This is a genomic window from Lentibacillus kimchii, from assembly GCF_055381965.1.
Map to the genome: position 1 here is coordinate 24,281 of NZ_AP043934.1, position 25,048 is coordinate 49,328.

Here is a 25,048-nt window from a genome sequence, read left to right on the forward strand (position 1 = left end):
AGGCTGGGCTTTTTACTGGGGAAAGTGAGCAATCAGAGGAGGGGTCTGACGCGTATAAAAATATGTTCTGCCAGAGATCTGTGGCCATCTTTAGTCAGATGCATGCAGTCGATTGGATTCATAGCTGCCTCTTCAGAAGCATCCAGAAAATCAATCCCTGTGCCTGCTAATAACTGTTCTAAATAAACGGGGAATTCGTGTGATTTAACATCACAATTCTGTCCCATCGACAGGTTAACATCCGTGTGGCGATAACCTGGATTGATCCGCGGCGGCGCAACAACTAAGACATGTGGCGTATCTGATCCTTGTCCGCTTTCAGACCTTTCAGCTTTACGGGCCAGCCGGGCAATGCCCTGTGCAATGTTATAGGCCGTTAAGCCGAAGCGTTCTTTCGTATCATTCGTGCCCAGCATGATAATGACAAGTTCCAGCGGGGCATGACTTTTTAAACAAGGATAAATATAATTCAGAGCATTGAGTCCTTCATTTAAAGGATCGTCACAGACGCTGGTGCGGCCCATCAGCCCTTCTTCAATGACTTGATAGGCATCCCCGAGCCATTGCTGCAGACGGCAGGGCCAGCGCACAGTTTCTGAAAATCTGACCTCATTTTCCGCATCATAACCCCACGTATTGGAATCGCCAAAACAGACAATCCGTTTCTGCATCCTGAATCACCACCTGTCTTACGTTTGCATTAGCTGATACACAGCTCCCTGCAAATTAGCATCATTTTCATTCTGGGCAAATCTGATTTCCAATGCACGCTGAAAAGAAGGCATAATGCATGCATTCACGTTTGTTTGCAACTTATCGCGCAGATAGCTGCCCTGCTCTGAAACACCGCCCCCAATGACAATCAGCGAGGGATTAAATATATGAACAAGGGTTTTAAGACCCAGAGCCACGTCTCCAACCCATTGATCAATGACCTTTTCTGCGTCCTGATTCCCTCGCTTGGCCTCAGCAAATAAGTCAGGCAGCGTGATGCCTTTACGAAAGTCGTTGGCTGCCCGCTGTTCCAAGGCTCTGCTGGAGGCGTATTGTTCATAGCAGCCCTGATCACCGCAAAGACAATCCTCACCACCAGGGTAGAGCGTCATATGCCCAAATTCACCGGCAGAATAAGCAGCTCCATTATAAACCTGACCATCTATAATAATGGCTCCACCAATGCCGGTGCCCAGCGTCATACAAAGAAAATCATCAAACCCTTGTGCGGCGCCTTGCCAGTATTCACCGAGTGCCGCACAGTTAACATCATTATCAACGACCACTGGCAAATCAAACACCGTTTGCAATTCCTGTTTTATATTCAAACCGGTATATCCCGGGAGTGCATCTGTCGCATGAATGACAGTCCCGTTCTGTTTATCAATTTGACCGGCTGTGCTGACAGCAATCCCGCTGAGCTCGTACTGCTCTTGCAAATAGGCAGCAAGCTTAGTTACCCGGTCAATAATGGCCATACCGCCTTCATTTGCTTTTGTCGCGGTTTTCGATTTATAGATAATCTCACCCTGATGATTCAGCACACCGTACTTAATACTGGTTCCACCAATATCAAAAGCTGCTGCCTTCACTCTAAGTTCCTCCATTCATATAATAGTTTAGTTCAGCATATTGACCAGAAATGTTGAAAGCTGCGGAACAAAGATTAATAGAATCATAACCAGTACAAGTGGTATCAAAAATGGCAGCACACCCCGATACATGGTCCCCACTGGAATATTGCCGACACGCGAGACCACAAATAAGGACATGCCCATCGGCGGTGTTAAAATTCCAATCATCAAGTTCAAAATAACAAAAGCGCCGAAAAAGATCGGATCAATACCAGCACTTGTGACAACTGGGATTAAAACCGGAACGACAAGAACAAGTAATGCCAGTGCATCAATAAATGTCCCAAGCACGATTAACAGGATACTGATTAATATAAGCAGAAAAGTAGCGTTCTCCGTAATACCCAAGAAAAAGTCTGCCAGCTTAATCGCTACTTGCTCCCGGGCTACAAACTGACCGAAAAACTCAACAGCAGCAAGCATCAAAACGACAACACCAGTCATCTTCAGAGATTCGACAATGTTGTCATAAAGTTTTTTCAGCGTCAGTTCACGGTAGACGAAAAAGCCAAGAATTAACGCATAAATCGTACTGACAACAGCTGCTTCAGTCGGCGTGAAGTACCCTGAGAAAATACCCGCAATAATGATAATAGGTGTCAGCAAGGCCCAAAAAGCCTTTAGGAACTGCTGGGCAATCGTTTTTAAATTGGCCCGATCAAGCACCTGATAGCCACGTTTTTTAGCCATAAAAAAGGTCATTACAAACAGCGCTAAGGTTACAAGAAGGCCGGGAACCAGTCCAGCAATAAACATAGAAGCAACTGATACGTTGGCAATTGATGCATAGATTATTAAATTTAGGCTGGGCGGAATAATGCCGCTGAGAATAGCGGAGGCCGCTGTCAGTCCGCCATTGAAATCATCATCGTAGCCTGCCTTGCGCATTGATCTGAGTTCCAGCTGGCCTAATCCGCCTGCATCAGCCAGTGATGAACCAGACATACCAGAGAACATTAAACTGGCCGCGATGTTTACATGGCCGACACCACCAGGTATATGCCCCACAAGGGACTTGGCAAAATTAAATATGCGGTCGGTTATACCCGATGAGTTCATCAGCATCCCTGTTAATATAAAGAACGGGATAGCCAATAATGTGAAATTATTAATCCCGCTGATTAACTCAGATGCTGCTGAGTAAACAAGATTCCAATCGCCCATCACAAAATATAACAGCGCAGCAATCATTAAAGTGAAACCGACAGGAATGCCCAACACGAGCAAAACAAGCCAGGCCAGGAATACAAGTGCTATTTCCATTTATTTCACCTCCGCTGCTTTGGCTCTGCGCCATTCTTTGACAAGACGCTCAATCAATCGATAAATCATAAGCAGCGTCAGGACAGGGAGGGCTGCAAACAAATAGATATAGGATACATTCAGCGTCACCAGTTCGAGATGGGCTTTGTTTTGTACAACCGTTAGACTGATGATAAACACTGCAACAAGTGCAGAAAGAATTAACAATTGATTAAACGCATACAACCATTTCTGGCCTTTTGCCGGGAGTTTCTTAATAAAAACATCAATAGAAACGTGACTGTTATCTTTAATACAGGCAACAATGCCCAAATAACCAGCATATATGAACAGCAGTTTGCTCAATTCTTCTGTCCACGTCAAGGAGGGTACAACCCCTTGACGTGACAGTGTTTGTGTAGCCAAAATGACTAACATAACAACAAATAAGGCACTGCCGATAATCTCCTCGAAATTATCATATAGTTTTTTTATCATGATTGACCACCTGCTTATTAATCTCGAGCTTTATCAATAGCGTCCATAAAGTCTTCGGCGCCTTCACCAATTTCGTCCATGTATTTCGGATAAACGTCTGAGACCGCGTCCCGGAATTCATCAAGATCCGGCTTTGTGATCGTTACACCTTTATCTTTAAAGAAATCAAGCAATTCATCTTCTTCATCTTCAAACATTTTGGTGTGATAATCAGCCGTATCCTGAATGCCTTCTTTCAGAATTTGCTGCAGATCTTCAGGAAGTTTCTCCCATGTCTTTTCACTCACAACATAGCTGTTGTCATTAACAACATGATTCGTTAGAGCAATATAATCCTGGACCTCATGGAAGCTTTTTGCCTTGATGGCAGAAAGCGGATTTTCTTCACCATCCACCTGGTTTGTCTGCAGAGCAAGATAAACTTCATCAAAGTTCATCGGCGTCGGATCTGCCCCTGTAGCTTTAGCATAATCAATCAGTGTATCGGCTTCGGGAACACGAATTTTCAGCCCTTCCATATCCGAGACACTATTTATTTCCGTATTTGACGATGTGACACGTGTACCGTTATATGCACTGTCAATAACACGCAAACCATGTTCGTCAACCAGTTCGTCCCTTAGCTTTTGGCCAGCATCTGTGTCATAAACAAACCGCTTAATATGATCAAAGTCGTCCATGACATAAGGAACCGCTAACAATTCAGAACGCGGGACCCATTCACCGAGCCGTCCCATTTCTGATAATGTGATATCCAGTGAACCTTCCTGCAGCTGCCCCAGCATATCAAGGTCATCGCCGAGCTGAGCATCTGGATAAAGACTGATTGTCAGCCGGCCGTCGCTTTTATCCTTAACATACTCCTGCAGATGTTCAGCTGCTTCGTATTCGTTAGACTGGTTGTTCGGCTGCATGCCGAATTCCAATTCATAGGATTCCTGACTCTCTCCATCGCCATTGTCACCGTCATTCGCCGCGTCACTTTCCCCGTCGTCACCACAAGCTGCCATAAACAGCATCATGGCCAGCCCTAATAAGAAAATGAGACTCTTTTTCACGCTTACCCCTCCCTTAATTAATTAAGATGCTTTAGTTTTTGTGAAAATTTTTCAGTAATCCGCTGCGGCCTGGTGATCGCACTTCCTACGACTACTGCTTCAGCACCTGAATCAAGTGCCTGTTTTGCTTTTTCCGGGGTGTCCAAATTTCCTTCCGCAATCACAGGAATGTCAACCGACTGAATAATACCATTCAACGTACGAAGCGGATCACCTCCCTTAGAATCGGTTGTGTAACCAACCAATGTGCTTGCGACAATATCCACACCGCAAGCTTCTGCATGGATAGCCTCCTGTACAGTCGACGTATCCGCCATCAGTTTTTGCCCGGGGAATCGTCTCTTCACCTCTTTTATAAAGGTTTCAAACGTTTCGCCTCCCGGCCGGACTCTGTCTGTTGCATCAAAAGCAATAATGTCGACACCCTCATCATATAAAGCCTTTACTTCCTCAACGGTTGGTGTAATGACCACTTCACTATCAGCGTATTCTTGTTTAATAATTCCTATAATTGGCAAATTAACTTCTGTTTTAATAGCTTGAATATCCGCTGTACTATTGGCACGAATGCCGCCTGCACCACCTTGAGAGGCGGCCAGTGCCATTTTCGACATAATAAATGAACTATGCAGCGGTTCATCCTCCAAAGCCTGACAGGATACAATTAGTTGTTTACTCATATTCTAAACTCCCACTACATAATGACGTAATTTATGTTCTTGATGGTATATCGTCAACAATTTTTTCTGCCTGTTTTCTTTCGTCGTCAGTCAGTTCTTTGAATGGAAATTTCATATAGCCAGCTTCAACACCATATTGTTTAAATACATGCTTGATCGCCTGATAAACACCAACTGCTTCCAGCTGTTCAATGACTTGATTCATTTGTTTCTGCAGATCACGTGCCTTTGGAATATCAGATTGCTGCACAGCTTCAAACAGTGCATTGGCTTCCTTGCCAATAATGTTATAAGTACTGCCAATCGCGCCATCAGCGCCGGAAGCTGCAAACTGAAGCACCATATCATCCGCTCCGCTGAAGAAAACTTTATCCTGGTGCAGCGCTTTCAATTTAGCAAGTTTCGAAAGATCTGTATCAGTGTATTTAACGCCAATGACATTTGGCAAAGCGAGAAGTTTTCCGTATTCTTCAACCGTGAACTGAGTGCCCGTGAAAGCAGGATTGGAATAGATGATCATTGGGTGTTCTGTCGCTTCAGTCAGCCGCTTGTAGTAAGCTTCAATTTCCGAGAAACTAAACTTATAGTAATAGGGTGTGATAGCCGATAAGGCGTCATAGCCAAGCCGTTTAGCCTCTTGACCCAGCCTTTCTGCCTCCTCAATATTCAAGGAGCCGATCTGGCCAATCAACGCAGCCGCATTACCAGTCTCCTCCTTAACAATTCTGAGCAAGTCTTTCCGGCTGTCTTCATCCATCAGAAAACTCTCACCAGTGGAACCGCCTACATACAAGCCATTGACTTGCATGACGTCAATATTATAGCGAACAACCTCGCGCAGTCCTTTCTCATTGAGTGTGCCATCCTCGTTAAAGGGGGTCAACAGAGCTGTCATGATGCCTTTCATATTAGTCCTCCATTCGTTTTTAGGAATACGCTTTCATTATTTATGAATTAGGTGTATCATATCAATATGAAAACTAATTGTCAATTATTCTTTCAAAATGGAGAATAACTCCATTAACTGGACAAAACATGCATGTGCGTTAAAATACAGAAAGGGATTCATTACTAAGGAAGGGATGATTATGGCCCAACAAATCAATCACCATTATGTGGACGTTACCATGCTGATGGAGCAGCATAAAAATCAATTTACCAAATCAGAGTATAAACTGTATAACTACATTACCGAAAATGCCGAAAACATTGTCTATCAATCACTTACTGAAATGGCTAATGCCTGTCAGGTTGGAGAGGCAACTGTTCTGCGGTTTTGCCGCAAGCTGGGTTATAAAGGCTACCAGGAATTCAAGCTGTCCCTGGCAAGGGAACTCTCTAATCATGAAAAAAACGGCAATGGGGGCACCTATATTGATAAAGTGAAGAACAATATGATTCAAGCTGTTGAAGATACGTACGAACTGGCTGATGATGAACAGTTGCAGCAAGCGATCAAGCAAATAATGCATGCCCGTGATGTCGTCGTTTATGGCGTGTCTTCTTCTGGAATTGCGGGCCTCGACATGCAAAACAGACTCATGCGGATCGGGATGAATATCGAAACGATTACAGATTCCCATAACCAGGTTATCCGGTCCAACTCAGTTGATGATCAAACGGTTATCATCGCCATCAGCCTTACCGGTAGTACAAAAGATATTATTGATGCTGTCAGTACAGGAAAAGACAATGGTGCCACTATTATCGCCATAACAAATTACGCTGAGTCGCCTTTAACGCGATATGCTGATATCGCTTTACCCACATCGGCTAAGGAAAACCCGCTGGACAGCGGGTCACTCGTCTCAAAAATCTCACAGCTGTTTGTGATTGATCTGTTATGCACCGGCATCACCAGACAATCCTATGAGCAGGCAAAAAGAAACAAAGAACAAGTCGCCGCAACCATATCAGATAAACTATATTAATAAGCATTATCTCTTTAAAACCGCAGCACACCGATAACATCTAAGAACACTATAATAATAGCAACCGGGACAACATATTTGATGACTAAATACCAGGAAGCGAACAGCCTGCTGCCGAATCCGGATCCTGTCTTAATTTCCTCTGTCAGTACGTTCCTGGGCACTTTAAAAGCCGTAAAGACAGCGATGGAGAAGGCACCCAGCGGCATCAGAATATTGGAGACAAGATAATCGGACAAATCAAACATGGTCTTGCCAAAAAGTGTGAAGTCACTCAGCACCCCGTGAGACAGGGCAGCTGGGATTCCAGCCAAAAAGATGCACAGACCGACAATCCATGTCGTTTTTTTGCGTTTAGCATGATCGCCTTTTGTGATAGCTGCCACAATAATCTCGACCATGGAGAATGCCGAAGTGAACGTCGCAAACAAGAATAATAGGAGAAATAGAAACAGAAAAGCGGAACCAAATGGCATTTCATTGAAAACAGCCGGCAGCACGACAAACAGAAGCCCAGGACCTGCTTCCGGCTCAAAATCAAACGAAAAGACAGCCGGGAAAATGGCCAGCCCCGCTAAAAGCGAAATAAAGATATTCATCATAACAATGGTGAACGCCGATTTGCTCAGATCCTCCTTTTTCGACAAATACGAGCTATAGGTGACCATAACGGAGACCCCAACACTAATCGAAAAAAAGGACTGCCCCAGGGCAAACAAAATGGTTTCCGAACTCAATTGGGAAAAGTCAGGCTTCAGAAAAAAGGATAGGCCTTCACTAACATTATCCAGTGTCAGGGAACGCACAATCAGAATAAGGAACGCCACAAACAAAGCAGGCATCATAATCTTACTGGCGCGCTCTATCCCTTGTTTAATCCCCTTGGCTACAACCATGATCGTGATGATCATAAATATCAGCTGCGCGACCATAACAGCAAAGGACTGAGCTGTCAGATTATCAAAAGCCGGCCCATACTCACCAGCTGTGAGTCCGGATAACTGCCCCGTTACAGTCTGGAACAGGTAAAGGAGGATCCATCCGCCGACAACACTGTAAAAGGACAACAGAATAAAACATGTGATCATGCCCAAAACGCCAACATAACGCCAGCGTGAACGAGGGGCAAACGTCGTATAGGCCCGAATAGCATCCTTCTGTGATCCGCGGCCAATGACAAATTCCGCCAGAAGTATGGGCATACCGATTAACAAAGTGAACATAATAAAGATAAAAAAGAAGGCACCCCCGCCGGACACGCCTGTCATGTAGGGAAATTTCCATATGGCACCCAGGCCAATAGCTGATCCGGCCGTTGCTAAAATAAAGCCAATTTTCGAGGTCCACTGCTCGGTCTGCTGTTTCATACATATATCTCCTCATTTTATCACGGGAACTTAATATATCCTATTATATTGAATGAGTTGAGAAATTAAAAGAACAAATAAAAAAGATGCACTTTCGCTGGCTCACCCCGCCAACGAAAAAGGGGAGCGTCTAAAAACGACGCTCCCTTTTAAAATAAACCTTTAATTACTCTGTGCCAGCCTTACTTGCTTCGGTAAGATTCAGTGCTTCCGATGTTTGTCTTCGGATGTCGCGGACAAGCTCTGGATCGTCTTCCAGAGACATGCCATAGGAAGGAATCATTTCTCTGATTTTTGGTTCCCATTCGTCCAAATATTCCGGGAAGCATGCTTCAATCATGTCGAGCATAATAGAGACCGCCGTTGAGGCTCCTGGTGACGCACCAAGAAGTGCGGCAATAGAGCCATCTGCCGAATGAACTAATTCCGTCCCAAACTGCAGGGTGCCTTTGCCGTCTTCCTTCGTATCTTTTATCACCTGAACACGCTGACCAGCTGTTATCAGATTCCAGTCGTTTCCATCAGCATCTGGTACAAACTCACGCAATGCCTCGATACGCTGTTTCTTGGTCAGCAAAACCTGCTGGATCAGATACTTCGTCAACGGAGCATTTTTAGCACCGCCTGCCAGCATCGTGAAAACGTTGCCTGGCTTCACAGAATTCAGTAAGTCCATATATGAGCCTGTTTTGAGGAATTTCGGTGAAAAACCAGCAAACGGGCCGAACAATAACGTTTTCTGACCATCAATGTAGCGTGCATCCAAGTGCGGCGTTGACATTGGGGGTGCATCGGGCCCGGCTTTCGTGTATACTTTAGCCTCGTGGTCCTTGACGACCTCAGGATCCTGACATACTAGGAATTGACCACTGACCGGAAATCCACCGACGTGTTTGCTTTCAGGAATACCCGTTTTTTGCAACAGCGGAAGAGCCAAGCCGCCACCGCCGATAAAGACGAAACTGGCCGTATGATACTCGAGCGTATCATCTTCAAAGTTTCGTACCTTCACTTCCCAGGAGCCATCGTCAGCCCTCTGGATATCATCTACTGTATGATTGTAACGGATGTTCACATTTTGCCGGTTTAAATGAGTGAGTAATTTCCCGGTTAATACGCCAAAGTCAATATCTGTTCCCGAATCGACTTTCGTTGCTGCGATGGGCTCAGTAACCGTCCGGTCTTCCATCATAAGCGGAAGCCATTCTTTCAGCGTTTCCGGATCATCAGAAAATTCCATTCCTTCAAATAAAGGATTATCCGTTAATGCCTCATGGCGTTTTTTCAGGAAATTGACATCGTCCTCCCCGTTAACTAAACTCATGTGCGGCAATGTTCTAATGAAGTCCCGCGGGTTCTCAATGAACTGCTGATTAACAAGATAGGACCAAAACTGCCTTGAGACCTGAAACTTCTCATTAACGCTGAGTGCTTTACTGATATCAATCGAGCCATCCGGCTGCTCAGGTGTGTAATTAAGCTCACACAGCGCGGAATGCCCCGTTCCAGAGTTATTCCAGACGTTGGTGCTTTCCTCTCCCGGTTTATCAAGCTTTTCAAAGATCGTGATATTCCAGTCCGGCGCCAATTGTTTTATAATTGAACCCAGTGTAGCACTCATGATGCCAGCACCAATGAGAATAACGTCATGTGAAGTTTGTCTATTACTCATTTTAATCGTCCCTTATCCCTAAATTTGAGAAAGGCTAAACGCTCCTTCTCATGCATTTAACACGTCCGAAGCTATTTATCCTGCTTTTTCCGAATTAAGTTAATCCCTATAATGAAGTTTACCACTTTTGTCATCAGATTGAAATACTCATTTATCTGAAGCCCCAAAATCAGGTATAAGAAAATTTTAGCAGCCTTATTAGGAATTATTTATGATAAGGCTCATTTCTCATAATACGAAATGCCCGGTAAATCTGCTCCAGAAGAATAAGCCGCATCATCTGATGAGGAAACGTCAGCCTGGAAAACGACATAGCCAGATCACTGCGCGTCTGGACGTCCTGACTGATACCGAGTGAACCGCCTATCACAAAGACCATTTTACTCTTGCCGTAGGTAGCCAGTTCATCCAGTTTGGCTGCAAATTGTTCCGAGGTGAGTAGCTTGCCGCCGATTTCCAGTGTGATGACATACGCATCACGGCTGATATGCGACAGAATCCGCTCGCCTTCTTTTCGTTTAACATCGTTTATGTCTGCTTCGCTCAGCGTTTCTGGTGCTTTTTCATCGGTTACTTCCACCATTTGGACGTCCGCATACGAACTAAGCCGTTTCAAGTATTCCTCGATACCCTGTTTAAGGTATTTTTCTTTCAGTTTTCCAACAGAGATAACCGACAGCTTCATCATGGAACCATCCTTTATGTACTGTGCGTTTTTTATGTTTACCAAAAAAACAATCATTAAACAAGATCCAGGCGATTGCAATGGCTTCTCTTATTATGATGCCAGAATCCAGGCAAATTGAACAGTAAGCCTAACGAAAAAAATGACGATACTTCTTACAGTATCGCCATAGCTTAATTAATCCTCCTGGCTGTCGCTGCCAGTCTTTCGCTGTTCCACATACCACGTCAGCGGCAGATCAGTGCCGTTAAACAGTTTATAAACATAAAGGTAAGTCAAATGATAACTATCCTCAATTTTTTCCGCGAGATAGCCGCTCCGCTCATACAGAATAGCGCGAAATTCACTGAGTTGCCGGTGCACTTTTTCCATGAGTGCTTCCTGATTATCCAGCCGGCTGCGCATATCATCCTGCACGCGCTCACGTTCAGCCAATGCCTGAAGCATGCGTTCATTAGCTTCAGAAAGTTTATTAACCTGCAGGATGACAGCCTGATTTGAAGCTTCATAAGCTGTAAGCCGCTTAACGATAGCCTCGTTCTCAGCACTTAATGTCTCCACCCGCTCGGCAGCATCCTTTCTCAGAGTATCATCCTGCTCTAAAATATGCTGCAGCTTATTGACAATAGTCTCCCATTTTTTGAGGTTTTCCTGCTGCTCCTTGTGCTTAAGTGTTTTGAGTTCATAAAACGCGTTGGACAGTGTTTCATTAATGGCCTTTTGTTCACTGACCATGTCCGAAAAGGTATCCTGATGGTAATATCTCTGATTGGGTTCGGCGATACTGCTGTCATTTTTAAAAACACCAGGATGGTCATCATGATTAATAAATAGTCCCATTTAATCACACCCTTTAGCCGTAATAGTAATAGCCTATGTCATCAGCACTTCACATGAGACACGTGCCTCTCGAAACCCTGCCTTGACCAACTGATTTATTTTAAAATTTTCAGCATTCTTGTGTTATTTTTTATTTTTGTGTAAAATAGGAGTACTACTTGGATAACGTGACTGATGATATGTCACAAGGTTAAGAAAAAAGGAGATGACATATGAGTACCATAGAAGCTGCATTTCAGTCTAAAACGCGAACAGCAGAACACTATGTGCAAAGCGTCTATAATGCCACTGAACAACGAAATCCTCATCAAACTGAATTTCTGCAAGCCGTTAAAGAAATCTTTGATTCCCTCATCCCGGTATTCGCCCGTCAGCCGCAATACATGAAACACGGTATTCTGGAACGTCTAGTGGAACCGGAAAAAGTCATTTCCTTCCGTGTTCCCTGGATGGATGATCACGGAAATGTCCAGGTTAATCGCGGCTACCGTGTGCAATTTAATAGTGCACTTGGCCCGTATAAAGGCGGTCTGCGCTTCCATCCGTCTGTTAACACCAGCATCATTAAATTTCTGGGGTTTGAACAAACCTTTAAAAGTTCTCTGACCGGTCAGATGATCGGAGGCGGAAAAGGGGGTGCAGACTTTGACCCCAAAGGCAAATCAGACATGGAAATCATGCGGTTCTGTCAAAATTTCATGACTGAATTGTACGAACACATTGGCCCGGACGTCGATGTCCCAGCTGGTGATGCCGGCGTTAATGCGAAGGAAATCGGCTATTTGTTTGGTCAGTATAAAAAAATGCGCGGTGCGTTTGAAGCTGGCGTGCTGACCGGTAAAGGCCTTGAATATGGCGGCAGCCTCGCACGTAAAGAAGCGACAGGCTATGGCCTCGTGTACTTTGTCCAGGAGATGCTGCAGGCAAACGATTTGGATTTTAACGGCAGTACAGTCATCGTATCCGGTTCCGGCAACGTCTCGATTCATGCGATGGAGCGTGCAGCCGAATTCGGGGCTCTCGTGGTAGCATGCAGTGATTCAAATGGCTTTATCTATGACGAAAGCGGGATTGATCTGGATGCTGTCAAAGAACTGAAGGAATCCGGCAATGAGCGGATCAGTGCCTATATTGATAAACATCCGCACGCTGAATATATCGAGGATTACACCCAGCTCTGGTCGATACCGAGTGATATTGCCCTGCCGTGTGCAACCCAAAATGAAATTGATGCAGAAGCTGCTGAATCGTTGCTTGCTAATGGGGTAAAGGCCATCGGTGAAGGTGCTAATATGCCGACCACCAACGAGGCGATTAACACGTTTCTTGACCGACATGTACTGTTTGCACCGGCAAAGGCAGCTAATGCCGGCGGTGTAGCCGTTTCCGCATTGGAAATGGCCCAGAACAGCAGCAAACTGATGTGGTCATTTGAACAAGTCGATACCCAGCTGCACGCTATTATGAAGACCATTTATCAAAACTGTATGCAAGCAGCTGAAGACCACGATAAACCAGGCAATCTCGTCGCCGGAGCTAATATTGCCGGCTTTATCAGAGTGGCTGATGCTATGATGGGCCAAGGTATCATTTAAATTTTATAACGACTGTCTCAGACATGAGGCAGTTTTTTATAGCCTTTCCCAAACAACTATTGCAAGTAACTAAAACAAGCAATGGTTCGGTCATCTTTCAGTACGGAAATCACAAAAATCAGTACTTATGACATTGATTCAGACACCTGAACATTGTAAAAATTGTCAGACGCGCTTCAGTATCCATAACCGCGTAATGGTCATTCTATAACTAGGAGGGATGACCATGTATGGGCGCTTTTTAACAGTGGAAACATTTAATGACTTATTACAGCAATGGAATGGTGAGACCATTCGAATTGTCAAACATGAGCTTGAAGACTTGGATGAGACATCGATGCAGCTGCAAGCATTATCATTTGAGATCAACACACACCGCATTGATGAGTATGAACCCATGCATACGCTGTTTCTAAATGGGACAGGCACAATTGAAACTGATGCACACCACGATCAGCCGCTCCCATCGTCCGTCTACGAAATCCCGCTCGGAGACGATACACTATATGAATTTGACGGTAATCAATTTATGCTGAGCACGTCCCGAGGTATGTACAAGATTACGAAAGAGTGAGTCCCCACGCCAGGCAGGTTCCACACAAAAGGGGCTAGGACAACAAAAGCAAATAACTCGAACTTCGAACAATGAATCGGTTCAGCGGAGGAAAAGACGGAGACTCCTGCGGGAGAAAAGGGTAGGTGAGACCCCGCAGCGCGCCAGCGTGAGGAGGCTCACCAGCCGCCCGCGGAAAGCGACGTCTATTTCCGGAGCGGTTTAATCACGGTCACGCAAGTGGTTCGCACTTTTGTCCTTAACTTATACAGCATCCTTGTGCTGATTATAAGCATTCGATTCATGAACATGTTTGAACACATTGATAATGAAGAGCACAACACCGATAGCAACTGCTGTACCACCTGTGAACGTAAATATGTGAGAAAATGACAGCAAGCCCTCGATTTGCACCATGAACATACTTAACAGCAATATTGGCAAGCCTAGATTATACAGCCAAAAGTGCCACTTGCCCAGAATGCTGTTGCCTGCCTTAGGGTAGGCCGTGTAGACAAGCCCGATAATACCAGTAGAAGCCCAGCCGGCCAAATTTACATGAGCATGCGCAGCCGACCACTGCAGCTGAAGTGTCGAGGACATAAACATACCAATGGCAATACCTAAAATAAAATAAATAACAGAAATCTTAATCCATTTCGCACCCATATTACTTCCTCCTTTTAACAAAATATTCAGTATATTATCATTGTACCATAAAACTAATATGTGTAAACCCTTTCATAAATGCCGCCACGTGATGGGACACACACTTTATAGTACAGCACGTTACATCTGCTGCCTGATACAATCTATGCAGTGACTGTCCCGACTATGTGACGGAGATAACATTTATTAAATTAACTAAAAAATGCTGGAGCGATTGAATTCCAGCACCAATCGCCCCAGCAAACTGATAATTTCTCCTGACTGTTCGGATTTATATTTAATAAAAACACTTATGCCGCAGCCTTTATCAAAGACTTTCCAGAAACAGTCGAATAACATCCGCTCCGCCAATAAAGGTTCCGATAGAACTGCCGACATTCGCCAAAACGACAATCAAGAGAATACGCGTCACCTGATTGTGCCAAAAACCTTTCAGACTGTAGACGTCATCAGCCAATTGTTCAAAATCGCGAACATGCGGCTTGCGGACAAGAGCCTGCACAATGCCAGCGAACCAGCCTGCCGCTACCAGAGGATTCAGTGACGACAGCGGCGCTGCCAGAAATGCTGATAGAATGGTCAGCGGGTGCCCAAAGGCGATAGCTGTCCCAACAGCAGACAGACTGCCATTCCACAAAATCCAGCTGACAGTCTGCTGCCAGCCAGTTGACGGATTAGCAATAAATGTATAGGCAATCATAGCGATGATCAGAATCGGGATTGCCCAGCCAATTATTTTAGGCACTTTCGACTTCGGCGGCCGCTGTCTCAGCTGTTCCAGGCTATGTTCCTTTTCGATTTCACCGGTAATCCCTGGGACATGCGCAGCACCCAGGACAGCGACTATCTTTTCACCCGGTGCCTGTTTAATTTTCTCAGCGAGGTATTGATCACGCTCATCGATTAATGGTTTTTTCAGCCGAGGAAACTGCTTAGTGAACTCCTCAAGCATACTATCCAGCATGTCCTTCGATTTAAGCTCTTCCAGATCCTCTTCAGAAATCGTCTCACGGCTGAAAATACTGGCAAACACTTGCATTAAAAGCATCGCTTTCCCTTTAAAACCGAGATTCGCCCAAATACGGGAAAACGTGATTTGAATATCACGGTCGGCCAATACCAGCTCAGCACCGGTCTCATCTGCAGAGTTAATCCCCTGAATCATCTCCTGCCCAGCATTAATGCCAAATTGGCTGGCTATGCGTTTCTGAAACGAGGAGATAGCCAGATTCACCAACAGCAGGGATGCTCGCTTTTCTTTAATCACCTGGAAGATATCCATGTCCCGCCATTTATCGCCTTCTGTGATGGATTTATACCGCTGCTGGTCCAATTCAATACAAATGGCATCCGGCTGTTCGGCTTCAACCACTTCTTTAACCTGCTCAGCACTGTCTTTCGAAACGTGGGCCGTTCCAATCAGTATGTATTCTTTATTATTGAGATGAACTCGCGTTATATTATCTTCAGCCATATAATAAGCTCCTGTCCTAACCGTGTTCAACCATGTGTCCTATTATACTGCGTACCCGGATGTATGCCAACTAAGACAACGACGAATGCTTTCATCAAACAAACAAAAAGCCCGGTGCAAGACCAGGCAATCCTTATCAGGCCATCCACTTCGGCGGTTTATTTTTATCCCAGTAAATTTCGCCAATGGCATGGTGCTCTGTAAAGCCATCACTTTTCACGTGGTAATGAAAGTTAAACCAGTAGCCCTCCATCGGCCGATTTTCACGCCTGACGTCAAATCGGGCAACAGCCTCTTTTGATCGGTCGTCATAAATATCGAAAATCCGTTCACCAAAGCCACTGGACGGCTGCTTTGTCAGATGGTAATGCTCAACGGTCCTTGCCTCTGTCCCGTCAAAAATGGTATCGAGCGCTTCTTCCATTTTCGGCAGAATATCGGCCTCAAAATCATCCTCCACTTTGGTTACGATCCGCGGCCCCATTTTCAGGAGTGCCTGTTCTCTTGCTTTGTCATGCAAATCCTGGACAGGATCCTCCGGTGTATTAACCGGCATAGTTGCGGTGAGTGCCGGTTGTTCATCATGGTCAGCTCTTTCTGAAGACGTTTTATGTGAATCCGCGGTTTCTTTTCCCGGATCAGCCTGAACATCAGCCGGCGACCCCGGAACATATAAACCTAACGTTATAAAAGCAATCAGAGCCACAGAAATTTTTCGCATCCAAAGTTTCATAGTGTTTCTCCTTTTTATTCTGCTAAACTAATGTTACCATTTATCAGATAAATGTGCACGCCTTTTTCGAATGATTTCTATGTTACGATTTTTTAACACGCCAGCGACGGACACTTTACCAAATCCCTGAGAAGTCTGCAGTCAGCCAACCAGATCATGCAATACTTTCTCATATGCAGCATAGTCCTGTTCCGAAAACAGCACCATCACGACTTGACCGAATTGATGATTCTGCAAAAAGGCTATCATCGTTTGCAAAGCTGTTTCAGCAGCTAATTTTACCGGATAGTGGTAAACACCTGTGGAAATTGACGGAAAGGCAATACTTGACGCATCATGTGTCACAGCCAATTCCAAAGCATTCTGATAACAATTTGATAACACGTCATCCTGGCCGTCATCATGCTCATTCCAAACCGGTCCGACTGTATGAACAACATAGCTGGCCGGCAGATTCTGGCCACTGGTGATAACTGCCTCGCCTGCAGGCAAATAATTCCCATCCAGCTGTTTTTCCCGGATCTGTTTACATTCTTCCAGCAATTCTTTGCCGGCTGCACGATGAATGGCACCATCAACACCGCCACCACCCAGCAATGAGCCATTAGCCGCATTCACGATCACATCCGTCTGCAGGGTTGTGATATCACCAACGACAAGCTCTAGTATGTTTCCATTTATGTCAATTTTCATCATCCTCACCCTTCCTGTGTTAATCATAGCGTTCATGACAGCCCATTTTTCTTATTTAGCCAAATACGGTAGACAGTAGCAGCAGCGCGTTTCCGGGCTCCAGTGATGTTACCCCGGCTGCAAATCAATGTTTGATAAATTTCCCAAATCTGATAAAATCAGTATAACGTTAACATGGGAGGTGCGATGCTAATGTTTATACTGACCGTTAATCAGGATATCACCTTAAAACAACTGGATATAAATGACGCTGCACCTTTATTCCAACTTACTGATGAATCAAGAGAAACCCTCAGGACATGGCTGTCATGGGTCGATCAAACGAAAACCATTAACGACTCCAGGGCATTTATTGAATTAGCTTCAAAGCAGTTTATCGACCGCAGTGGACTGACAACCGGAATAATGTATCACGGTCAGCTTGCCGGTATTGTTGGATTCAATCTATTTAACTGGCTCAATAACAGCGGCACGATAGGTTACTGGCTTGGCAGCCGCTATGAGGGAAAAGGCATTATGACACGTGCTGCCAGCAGCCTGATTGATTATGGATTCAAGTCACTGGCACTTAACCGGATTGAAATACGTGCCGCCTCCGAAAATCAAAAAAGCCGGGCGATTCCGGAGCGACTCGGCTTCGTCAAAGAAGGCCGGCTGCGTCAGACTGAATGGCTCTATGATCATTACGTTGATCATGTGATCTACAGCATGCTTACAGAAGAGTGGCCAAGTGCCAGGAATTCGCTGAAGCCGGACTGGAAACACTGAGTTATTTTAGTTCGTTGTTTGCTGATATAGTTCTTCAAAATGGTTAACCATTTCAAAGTCCAGATCTGTTAAACCCTTCATTTGCCACGACGAGATTCGCAGCGTAACAATCTTATAATCAATCGAAATAAAAGGATGATGGTTACGGCTTTCCGCGTATTCTGCCACTTGATCAACAAAGCGGACCCCGCTCAAATAATCATTAAAACGGTAGCGGCGGCCAATCCACTTGTCATCAATACGTTTCCAATCAGGCAGCTGTTCCAGTTCTTTTTCAATCTGCTCCTCACTCAGACGTTCCATTACATTCGCCTCCATTCGATTATTATTTAACTCACTATCCACAGTCTAACAAAAATAAAACAGCTAAACAGTGTTAAGTATTATCCACAGACTATCAACAAGTTTTTGGGGATAACTAAATTGTTAATTTAAAAAACCGGTTTCATTACCTGTGGATGGCTTGCTGAAGGGTTACGCCTATAAAACTGAAGCTGTTTAAATAAACCTTTCCAGTATTTTAAGTCATACTTGTCCAGGGAAAGTGTTATCCTGATTCATCCCCTATTATGACGCGAATTTATCTGAAGTTATCCGTTTGTGTTATGCACTGGTTTCTGTATTTTAGAACCAGAAACCAAAACAAAATTTGTCCACAAAGTTATAAACATGTGCACAAACGTTCCCGGTTATTTTGTTGTGGAATTTATGTTCCGTACGAGATATGGACTTATCTACATTTTGTGCACAGTCTGTGGATAAAAAATAAGCCATCCCACTAAGAGGATAGCTTATCGTCCTGAACCGCCCGGCCACATTGGTCATCCTAGCGTTGTTCCACCAGTTCAAATGAAGCCTCTTGCTTCTTGCCATCACGGTAATAGGTCACCGCTATTTGGTCGCCAATTTCTTTCTGCTGGTACAAAATCTTGCGCAGACCAATCATGCCCTTCACTTTCTCGCCGTCAAGGGTTGTTATGACATCAAGCCGTTTAATCCCTGCCTGATCGGCCGGCGTACCCGAATCAACGGACCAGACATAAACACCGCCTTCAATACTGTTTGGAAGGTTTAATGTCTTATCCCATTCCGACTGGGGAACTTCATCAAGCGAGTAGATTTCCACACCCATATAAGGCCGTTTCACATCACCTGTCTGTTCCAGTTCTTCGATAATTGGCCTTGCTGTATCAATTGGTATGGCAAAGCCAATTCCTTCAACAGACTTCTGATTAATTTTCATGGAATTAATGCCAATTAACTGGCCATCCGCATTAATCAGAGCTCCTCCACTATTTCCGGGGTTAATAGCGGCATCTGTCTGAATAACTTCAACCTGCCAGTCCGCACGTCCGTCCTGGTTAAAATCCTGGGGAATTGTCCGCTGAGTACCACTAATGACGCCCTGAGTCACCGACCCAAGAAACATACCAAGCGGGTTGCCAATCGCTATGGCAGGCTCTCCAACGTTTACATTTTTTGATGTTCCCATGTTAATTGTCTGCTTAACCTGCTTGCTGTTCATTTGTAAAACAGCTAGATCAGAAAATAAATCACTGCCGATAATATCCCCTTGAACACGGGTATTATCTGAAAGGACAATCTCAACGGCATCCGCATCTTTAATAACGTGATGGTTCGTAATCACATAGGCTTTTCCATTTGTTTTTTTATAAATGACGCCGGATCCCGAGGCCGTTTTTTTTCCTTTCTTTTGCTTGTCATGCTGATCCCAATAATTACCCTGACGCTGAATATTAAGCACGCCGACAACCGCCGGACTGGTTGCATTGACCACGTCAGTTATTTGCGACGACACATCCACTGAGAGGTAACCACCTGACTCAGGCGTCTTAATTGGATTACTGCCGTCATTATCTATCGCTTCATTTCCGCCTGTCCACGCTTCCGGAAGCATACCACTGCCCCGGAGACCTCCCAATGCCAGGAAGGCAATCAGAACACCAGCAACAACACCGATAAGAGCGGGCCAGAACCAGCGATATTTTTTCGAATGATCTGTCTGATGATCATTATCAAAATAGGCCATTTACCTTTCCCCTTTATTCGCAATACTTCCGTTATAGTATTGCACAAAAGAGGCCAGAATTATCCTACATGATATAATTTTGTGGGCATTTTAGGATCGGTATCACAAATATCAAGATTAATACCGCGTTCCTGCAGAATATTATCGACCGACATACGCGCCAGATCCTTCATATTATTGTCCTGGCTTAAGTGAGCCAGATAGATACGATTGGTCCGGTTCGTGATTAAATCTGACAGTGCCAGCCCAGAATCTTCATTCGAAACATGTCCCGAATCACTTAAAATGCGCCGCTTCACATTCCAGGGATAACGGCCCATCCGCAGCATGCCAACATCATGATTCGCCTCAAATATATAAGCATCAGCATCTTCTACAGTCCGTTTTATCCGTTCGGAAACATAACCGAGATCCGTCACAAGTGCGACTTTTTTGCCCTCATTCCGGAATGTAAAAAACATCGGTTCTGCTGCATCGTGTGAAACACCAAACGACTCCACTTCGATATCACCAAAGCTTTTAACTTCCTCCATGCCAAAATGGAATTTCTGATCAAGTGCTATCGAGCCAATAGAATCTTCCATAGCCCGCCACGTTTTGTCATTGGCATAGATGGGCAGCTGATATTTACGGGCTATAATCCCCAGGCCCTTGATGTGATCACTGTGCTCATGCGTAACGAGAATGCCATCCAGGCTCGCAGGGTCGACATCGACCTCGCGAAACAGCCTGTCCAGCTGTTTCCCGCTCAGTCCGGCATCGACAAGTAATCTTTCCTGATCCGTTGCAATATAAAAAGCATTTCCGGTACTTCCAGACGCCAATACACTAAAACACAAACTCATTAACCGTCACTCCGAATCCTGAATCATTGCTAATTTATTCTTTAAATGTGCCGTCATGTAAGCTTTTAATTCATTATCCTTTTCAAGCGTCTGTAATTTCTCAAGGGTGCTCGTTACCGCACCCGTCAAAAACGTCACTTCATCACTGGGGTAGATCTTATTCTCAATTGCATTCACATACAACTTGTTTTGATTATTGATGGTCACCGTCCATGTCGGGGAAAAAACTTGTTCACCCTCCAAAGGAAAGCGTGTATAGAAGCCCATGCTGACATCGCTAATCTTATCACCATATTCCAGCCTGTTACTGTTAAACAGCTTCTTAATAGCACCTATTGGCTTGATAAGCGGTTCATCTTTCGTAGGTGAATTCTGCTTAACAAGCATGGTCTGAGTATAAAACAGCATGTCATTATCATCATCTAAATAGACAAGCAGGATGCCATTTTGATTGTAATAAATAGGAACATCATTCTTTGTCTGGAAAAACATCAGAACATTCATATCCTCATTCCAGCCGCCGAACGTATAATCATCAAAAAAAGGAACCCTGTCTTTCATCAATTTAGTCAGCTTGTCACTGCCAGCACCATCAGGTATTGAGACCGGTTCATCAAACCGTGACAGAATCAGTTTGTTATCAATAAGTTTTGTCTGCTGATTATCTATGTCATCAAAAAATGCCAGTTCATGCTCAGTAAAGCTTTTTTGCTTTAATTCAACGTTGGATTCCTCAAAGCTTTTATCGGGTAAATCTGCATTGATTGCGATATCTTCTGAATCCAGTTGCTGTTCAAATGACTTCTCAGCCGTATCCATCGAGGCAACTTCAGTTTCATCCTGTTTATTGATAATCAGCACTGCTAAATAAACATCCAGAATGAGGAAACAGAGGATAAATAGCGTTTTAATTTGCTTCCATTGCATCCTCATCCCCCCCTATGTTCTTTTTCAATAGCATTAAAATCAATTTCCCGCCAGTTGTCATTTCTGTTTATAAACCAGTTCGGCTCCAGGGTAACAGCATCATAATCACTTCGATAAATCAATTGATAACCGATTTTAATATTGTCTATATCAGCCAGGTCATATGTTGAACTGTTCTCAATCATATTGATCACCTTATCGCCGGAGCGAAGTGTTTTTGTCTCATCTTCACTTAAATAATTCGCCAAACTGAATAATGGACGGTTATATTTATGCAGTTCACCCTCACGGTACTGCTGCTCAATCATCGTTGAATAATTATGGCCAAACACAGGATAATTGTCATAAGCTAATTGATAGCGGACGGTGTTGCCAGCCGCAATATCAATTGATGTTAATCGGTAATTGTCAGTCCACCCTAAATGATCATTAATCTGTGATATGCTGCGGGAAAGCAGCTTATCCGGTTGCATTTGCTTAAAGGAGGACTGCAGCGGATTCTGGTATTCCATCGTCCGTCTATTCGGATAAACACGCATAATGCCGCGGGCACTATCTGTGAAGTAGATTTCATTCTTACTGATCCGGTTACGGTTGACATTATCGGGTTCTACAAACATTATATCGACCATATTAATAGAGTCAATCGTCCTGACTGCTCTGTATTCAACAGCTAGCTTCGTACTTTTGGCTGGTATATAGAATGGTTCGTTTGCCTTATCCACCCGTTTAAATTTCTCCAGTCCGTCATACGTCTCCAGTCGGTCCCATAAGCGGTCGTGTTTTTTGGAATTGTTAACAACAGCCGATGCCTGCCGTCGTCCATTTTTCGACATAAAGGTGATATTCAGTGAACTTTTATCCCGATTAAATGTAATGATTAAACGGTCAAACTGCCAATTGGGAAAATTCCTTTTTTCATTAAATGTAAACATATCACCTGCCATAGACATGGGTATAGCGCCTGGAAAGTCAAATTCAACCTGTTTTTTTGCAGATGGCGGCCCATTGCTTTCAACCGTTCGGAAATTATACAAGACCCAGGACTGCATATCCTTATAGAGCGATGCACGATCTGACGGATTAGAAAAGCCATAATAGTGATTGTTATTCCGGAAGATAACCGACTCCGGTTTGGCAAGTTCTTTTATGCTTTCCTCATCTCCGCCAAGATCCGTACTTTCTTGAACAACATCCTCTGTAGAAGTCTCATTATCAGGCTTGTAGGTCCACAGGGTAAAAGAAAGCAATAAACTAGTTCCAATCAGAACCGTCAGTGCAAATGATTTTACTGTTTCCAGATGCATTAGTCACCCCTCCGCTTCTGGTTCTCCAGCGGAAGTGTAAAGAGGATAGTTGTCCCTTTACCTTCTTTGCTTTTTGCCCAAATGCTGCCCTGATGAGCCTCAACGATTTCTCTTGTAATCGCCAGCCCCAGACCTGTACCGCCCAGCTTCCGGGATCTTGCCTTATCCGCACGGTAAAAACGGTCAAATATCTTATCAACTTTATCATATGGTATGCCTGTTCCCTCATCAGTGACCGATGCGAGAAGCTGTCCATTTTGTACTGCTGCATCAAAATGGATGACACCACCCTCAGGAGAATACTTGACCGCGTTGGAAATAACGTTATCCAGTACCTGCACCATTTTATCCTGATCAAGCCAGACATCGAGAGACCCTTCCGGCAGATCACGCTCCAGCGTTATATGTTCTGATACGTTCATTTCAAACCGGTCAATAACGCCATGGAAGAAGTTGATAAAGTCAACCTGTTCCTGATGCAGCGACTCACTTCTATTATCCATGCGGGAAAGCTGCAGAAGATCATTCACCATCCGAATCATTCTGTCAGTTTCATTTTGAGTGACCTGCAGAAATTTCGGTGCGATTGTTTTATCTTCCCAGGCTCCTTCCGTCAGTGCTTCAATATAGCTGCGCATAGTTGTCAGCGGTGTACGCAGTTCGTGCGAAACATTTGAAACAAATTCACGGCGCTCCCGCTCGATTTCCTGCTGCTCTGTAACATCACTCAGCACTGTAATAAACCCGCTCACATCCTGATCCTCATCCGTAATCGTGGAAAACTTTGCCCGGATTTCAAAAATAGTGTTCTCATCACTAAAATCAATGATCATCGAACCGCTGTCCGGAAGCTCAGATATATCCACAGAACGATCCTCCAATTGCAGAACATCAAGCAGGAACTTGCCCTCTGCCTCTTCTGTCTCCTGATGAATGAGCATCCCAGCGGCATCGTTCAGAAGTGTAATATACCCATTGCGGTCCGTTGCAATGACCCCGTCTGACATATTGGATAAAACCAGGCTTAACTTGCGCCTTTCTTCTTCCGTTAAAGCTCTGGAATGTTTTAATTTAGCGTTCAGATCGTTAAACGATTCCGCTAGCTGACCGATCTCATCTTTACCATAGACATTAACTTTTTGCGAGAAATCTTCCCGGGCCATTTTCTGTGCCTGCCCGCGCATTTCCTGAATCGGCCTTGTAATAGCTCTGGCCACCAGAATTCCCAAAAAGGCTGATATCGTAATTGCTAAGGCTGAACCTTTCAGGAAAACACTGTTGATATCATTCAGCTGACTGTAGACACCTTCCAGGGATGCCTCAACGTAAAGTGCTCCGGTCTGTGTATGTTCGTCATCGTAAATCGGGACAGCGCGCCGGTAAATACGATTGTTTTCCTCGTCGTAAACATTACTCTTGTTCTCATTTCCGTTACGCAGAACATTCGTAATGAAATCCTTAGTCGTCTTTTTACCGATATTGCTGCCGCCTGTTGTATCATTTGAGGCAATAATCCGGCTTTGCATATTCATAACCTGAATTTTGACATCCCTCGTATTATTAACCTGCACAATATCCTGTACTTCATCTTCTAATGATGGGGTATCAGGATTATCATCCGACCGGTCCTTACTGAAAGCCTGTTTCAGATTTACTTCCATAATGCCCACAGTTGCTTCGATAGACTCTTCAAAGTTCTCCCGGAGCTCAGTTTCCAGACCGCGGACAAAATAGGCACCGATAATTTGAATCGTGACCAGCAGCAATAATATAAAAATAACGATAAATTTCAGTTGTATAGAACGAAACAGGCTAACCTTATGCATGAACACA

At 44.3% G+C, this 25,048-nt stretch carries 25 protein-coding genes; 4 read left to right on the plus strand and 21 right to left on the minus strand.

Annotation, left to right across the window (positions count from 1 at the left end; all coding sequences use genetic code 11):
• Window positions 1-32 precede the first annotated feature (32 nt).
• Genes ACZ444_RS00415 through ACZ444_RS00445 form a run of 7 tightly spaced genes read right to left on the minus strand, consistent with a single transcriptional unit; the run spans window position 33 to window position 6,013 of the window.
• A complete protein-coding gene (locus ACZ444_RS00415) occupies window positions 33-671 on the minus strand; it encodes a GDSL-type esterase/lipase family protein (protein WP_382357960.1) in 639 nt (212 codons plus the stop codon).
• 18 nt (window positions 672-689) lie between these two features.
• Window positions 690-1,586 carry an ROK family protein gene (locus ACZ444_RS00420; protein ID WP_382357961.1) on the minus strand — a complete coding sequence of 299 codons (897 nt, stop codon included), beginning with the start codon at window positions 1,584-1,586 and terminating at the stop codon, window positions 690-692.
• 27 nt (window positions 1,587-1,613) lie between these two features.
• On the minus strand, window positions 1,614-2,891 hold the full coding sequence (locus tag ACZ444_RS00425) for a TRAP transporter large permease (RefSeq protein ID WP_382357962.1): 1,278 nt from the start codon (window positions 2,889-2,891) through the stop codon (window positions 1,614-1,616).
• The gene (locus ACZ444_RS00430) at window positions 2,892-3,368 is read right to left on the minus strand and encodes a TRAP transporter small permease (RefSeq protein ID WP_382357963.1); all 477 of its coding nucleotides are present in this window, start codon (window positions 3,366-3,368) and stop codon (window positions 2,892-2,894) included.
• A 17-nt stretch (window positions 3,369-3,385) separates the two neighbouring features.
• Complete coding sequence (locus ACZ444_RS00435) at window positions 3,386-4,426, minus strand: sialic acid TRAP transporter substrate-binding protein SiaP (RefSeq protein ID WP_382357964.1); 1,041 nt, start codon at window positions 4,424-4,426, stop codon at window positions 3,386-3,388.
• A gap of 17 nt (window positions 4,427-4,443) precedes the next feature.
• Window positions 4,444-5,106 carry an N-acetylmannosamine-6-phosphate 2-epimerase gene (locus ACZ444_RS00440; RefSeq protein ID WP_382357965.1) on the minus strand — a complete coding sequence of 221 codons (663 nt, stop codon included), beginning with the start codon at window positions 5,104-5,106 and terminating at the stop codon, window positions 4,444-4,446.
• A gap of 31 nt (window positions 5,107-5,137) precedes the next feature.
• Window positions 5,138-6,013, minus strand: a complete 876-nt coding sequence (locus ACZ444_RS00445; protein ID WP_382357966.1) for an N-acetylneuraminate lyase — start codon at window positions 6,011-6,013, stop codon at window positions 5,138-5,140.
• A gap of 181 nt (window positions 6,014-6,194) precedes the next feature.
• Here ACZ444_RS00445 and ACZ444_RS00450 point away from each other — a divergent pair, with 181 nt between their 5' ends.
• Entirely contained in the window at window positions 6,195-7,037 is an 843-nt protein-coding gene (locus ACZ444_RS00450) for a MurR/RpiR family transcriptional regulator (RefSeq protein WP_382357967.1), read from the plus strand.
• Between the two features lie 14 nt (window positions 7,038-7,051).
• Here the strand turns inward: ACZ444_RS00450 and ACZ444_RS00455 are convergent, their stop codons facing one another.
• The 4 genes from ACZ444_RS00455 to ACZ444_RS00470 form a co-directional block, all read right to left on the minus strand.
• On the minus strand, window positions 7,052-8,404 hold the full coding sequence (locus ACZ444_RS00455) for a sodium-dependent transporter (protein WP_382357968.1): 1,353 nt from the start codon (window positions 8,402-8,404) through the stop codon (window positions 7,052-7,054).
• Between the two features lie 166 nt (window positions 8,405-8,570).
• Window positions 8,571-10,076: a malate dehydrogenase (quinone) gene (gene mqo, locus ACZ444_RS00460; protein WP_382357969.1), complete on the minus strand. Its 1,506-nt coding sequence runs from the start codon at window positions 10,074-10,076 to the stop codon at window positions 8,571-8,573.
• Between the two features lie 205 nt (window positions 10,077-10,281).
• Complete coding sequence (gene rlmH / locus ACZ444_RS00465; protein WP_382357971.1) at window positions 10,282-10,761, minus strand: 23S rRNA (pseudouridine(1915)-N(3))-methyltransferase RlmH; 480 nt, start codon at window positions 10,759-10,761, stop codon at window positions 10,282-10,284.
• Between the two features lie 177 nt (window positions 10,762-10,938).
• Entirely contained in the window at window positions 10,939-11,601 is a 663-nt protein-coding gene (locus ACZ444_RS00470; protein WP_382357972.1) for a hypothetical protein, read from the minus strand.
• A gap of 212 nt (window positions 11,602-11,813) precedes the next feature.
• Between ACZ444_RS00470 and gdhA the strand changes: the two genes are divergently transcribed.
• Together gdhA and ACZ444_RS00480 are read left to right on the plus strand one after the other, a co-directional pair.
• Window positions 11,814-13,196, plus strand: coding sequence for an NADP-specific glutamate dehydrogenase (gdhA, locus tag ACZ444_RS00475; RefSeq protein ID WP_382357973.1), 1,383 nt, complete (start codon window positions 11,814-11,816; stop codon window positions 13,194-13,196).
• A gap of 226 nt (window positions 13,197-13,422) precedes the next feature.
• A complete protein-coding gene (locus ACZ444_RS00480; protein ID WP_382357974.1) occupies window positions 13,423-13,770 on the plus strand; it encodes a hypothetical protein in 348 nt (115 codons plus the stop codon).
• Window positions 13,771-14,013: 243 nt separating this feature from the next.
• Here ACZ444_RS00480 and ACZ444_RS00485 read toward each other — a convergent pair whose 3' ends face one another.
• From ACZ444_RS00485 to ACZ444_RS00500, 4 genes are all read right to left on the minus strand, one after another.
• Complete coding sequence (locus ACZ444_RS00485) at window positions 14,014-14,418, minus strand: hypothetical protein (protein WP_382357975.1); 405 nt, start codon at window positions 14,416-14,418, stop codon at window positions 14,014-14,016.
• A 307-nt stretch (window positions 14,419-14,725) separates the two neighbouring features.
• The gene (locus ACZ444_RS00490; protein ID WP_382357976.1) at window positions 14,726-15,892 is read right to left on the minus strand and encodes a TraB/GumN family protein; all 1,167 of its coding nucleotides are present in this window, start codon (window positions 15,890-15,892) and stop codon (window positions 14,726-14,728) included.
• Between the two features lie 136 nt (window positions 15,893-16,028).
• Window positions 16,029-16,625 carry a YpjP family protein gene (locus ACZ444_RS00495; RefSeq protein WP_382357977.1) on the minus strand — a complete coding sequence of 199 codons (597 nt, stop codon included), beginning with the start codon at window positions 16,623-16,625 and terminating at the stop codon, window positions 16,029-16,031.
• 141 nt (window positions 16,626-16,766) lie between these two features.
• A complete protein-coding gene (locus ACZ444_RS00500; protein WP_382357978.1) occupies window positions 16,767-17,318 on the minus strand; it encodes an O-acetyl-ADP-ribose deacetylase in 552 nt (183 codons plus the stop codon).
• A 192-nt stretch (window positions 17,319-17,510) separates the two neighbouring features.
• On the opposite strand from ACZ444_RS00500, the gene ACZ444_RS00505 reads away from it, so the two are divergent.
• Window positions 17,511-18,086 (plus strand): GNAT family N-acetyltransferase, encoded by a 576-nt coding sequence (locus ACZ444_RS00505; protein WP_382357979.1) that lies wholly within the window; start codon window positions 17,511-17,513, stop codon window positions 18,084-18,086.
• Window positions 18,087-18,092: 6 nt separating this feature from the next.
• Here the strand turns inward: ACZ444_RS00505 and ACZ444_RS00510 are convergent, their stop codons facing one another.
• From ACZ444_RS00510 to walK, 6 genes are all read right to left on the minus strand, one after another.
• Window positions 18,093-18,389 carry a 4a-hydroxytetrahydrobiopterin dehydratase gene (locus tag ACZ444_RS00510; RefSeq protein ID WP_382357980.1) on the minus strand — a complete coding sequence of 99 codons (297 nt, stop codon included), beginning with the start codon at window positions 18,387-18,389 and terminating at the stop codon, window positions 18,093-18,095.
• A 523-nt stretch (window positions 18,390-18,912) separates the two neighbouring features.
• Complete coding sequence (locus ACZ444_RS00515) at window positions 18,913-20,136, minus strand: S1C family serine protease (protein ID WP_382357981.1); 1,224 nt, start codon at window positions 20,134-20,136, stop codon at window positions 18,913-18,915.
• 59 nt (window positions 20,137-20,195) lie between these two features.
• The gene (locus ACZ444_RS00520; RefSeq protein ID WP_382357982.1) at window positions 20,196-20,981 is read right to left on the minus strand and encodes an MBL fold metallo-hydrolase; all 786 of its coding nucleotides are present in this window, start codon (window positions 20,979-20,981) and stop codon (window positions 20,196-20,198) included.
• A gap of 6 nt (window positions 20,982-20,987) precedes the next feature.
• Window positions 20,988-21,908 (minus strand): two-component system regulatory protein YycI, encoded by a 921-nt coding sequence (locus ACZ444_RS00525; protein WP_382357983.1) that lies wholly within the window; start codon window positions 21,906-21,908, stop codon window positions 20,988-20,990.
• 2 nt (window positions 21,909-21,910) lie between these two features.
• On the minus strand, window positions 21,911-23,215 hold the full coding sequence (locus ACZ444_RS00530; RefSeq protein WP_382357984.1) for a YycH family regulatory protein: 1,305 nt from the start codon (window positions 23,213-23,215) through the stop codon (window positions 21,911-21,913).
• Window positions 23,215-25,041 (minus strand): cell wall metabolism sensor histidine kinase WalK, encoded by a 1,827-nt coding sequence (gene walK, locus ACZ444_RS00535; protein WP_382357985.1) that lies wholly within the window; start codon window positions 25,039-25,041, stop codon window positions 23,215-23,217. The genes ACZ444_RS00530 and walK overlap by 1 nt, the downstream gene beginning before the upstream one ends.
• Window positions 25,042-25,048 lie beyond the last annotated feature (7 nt).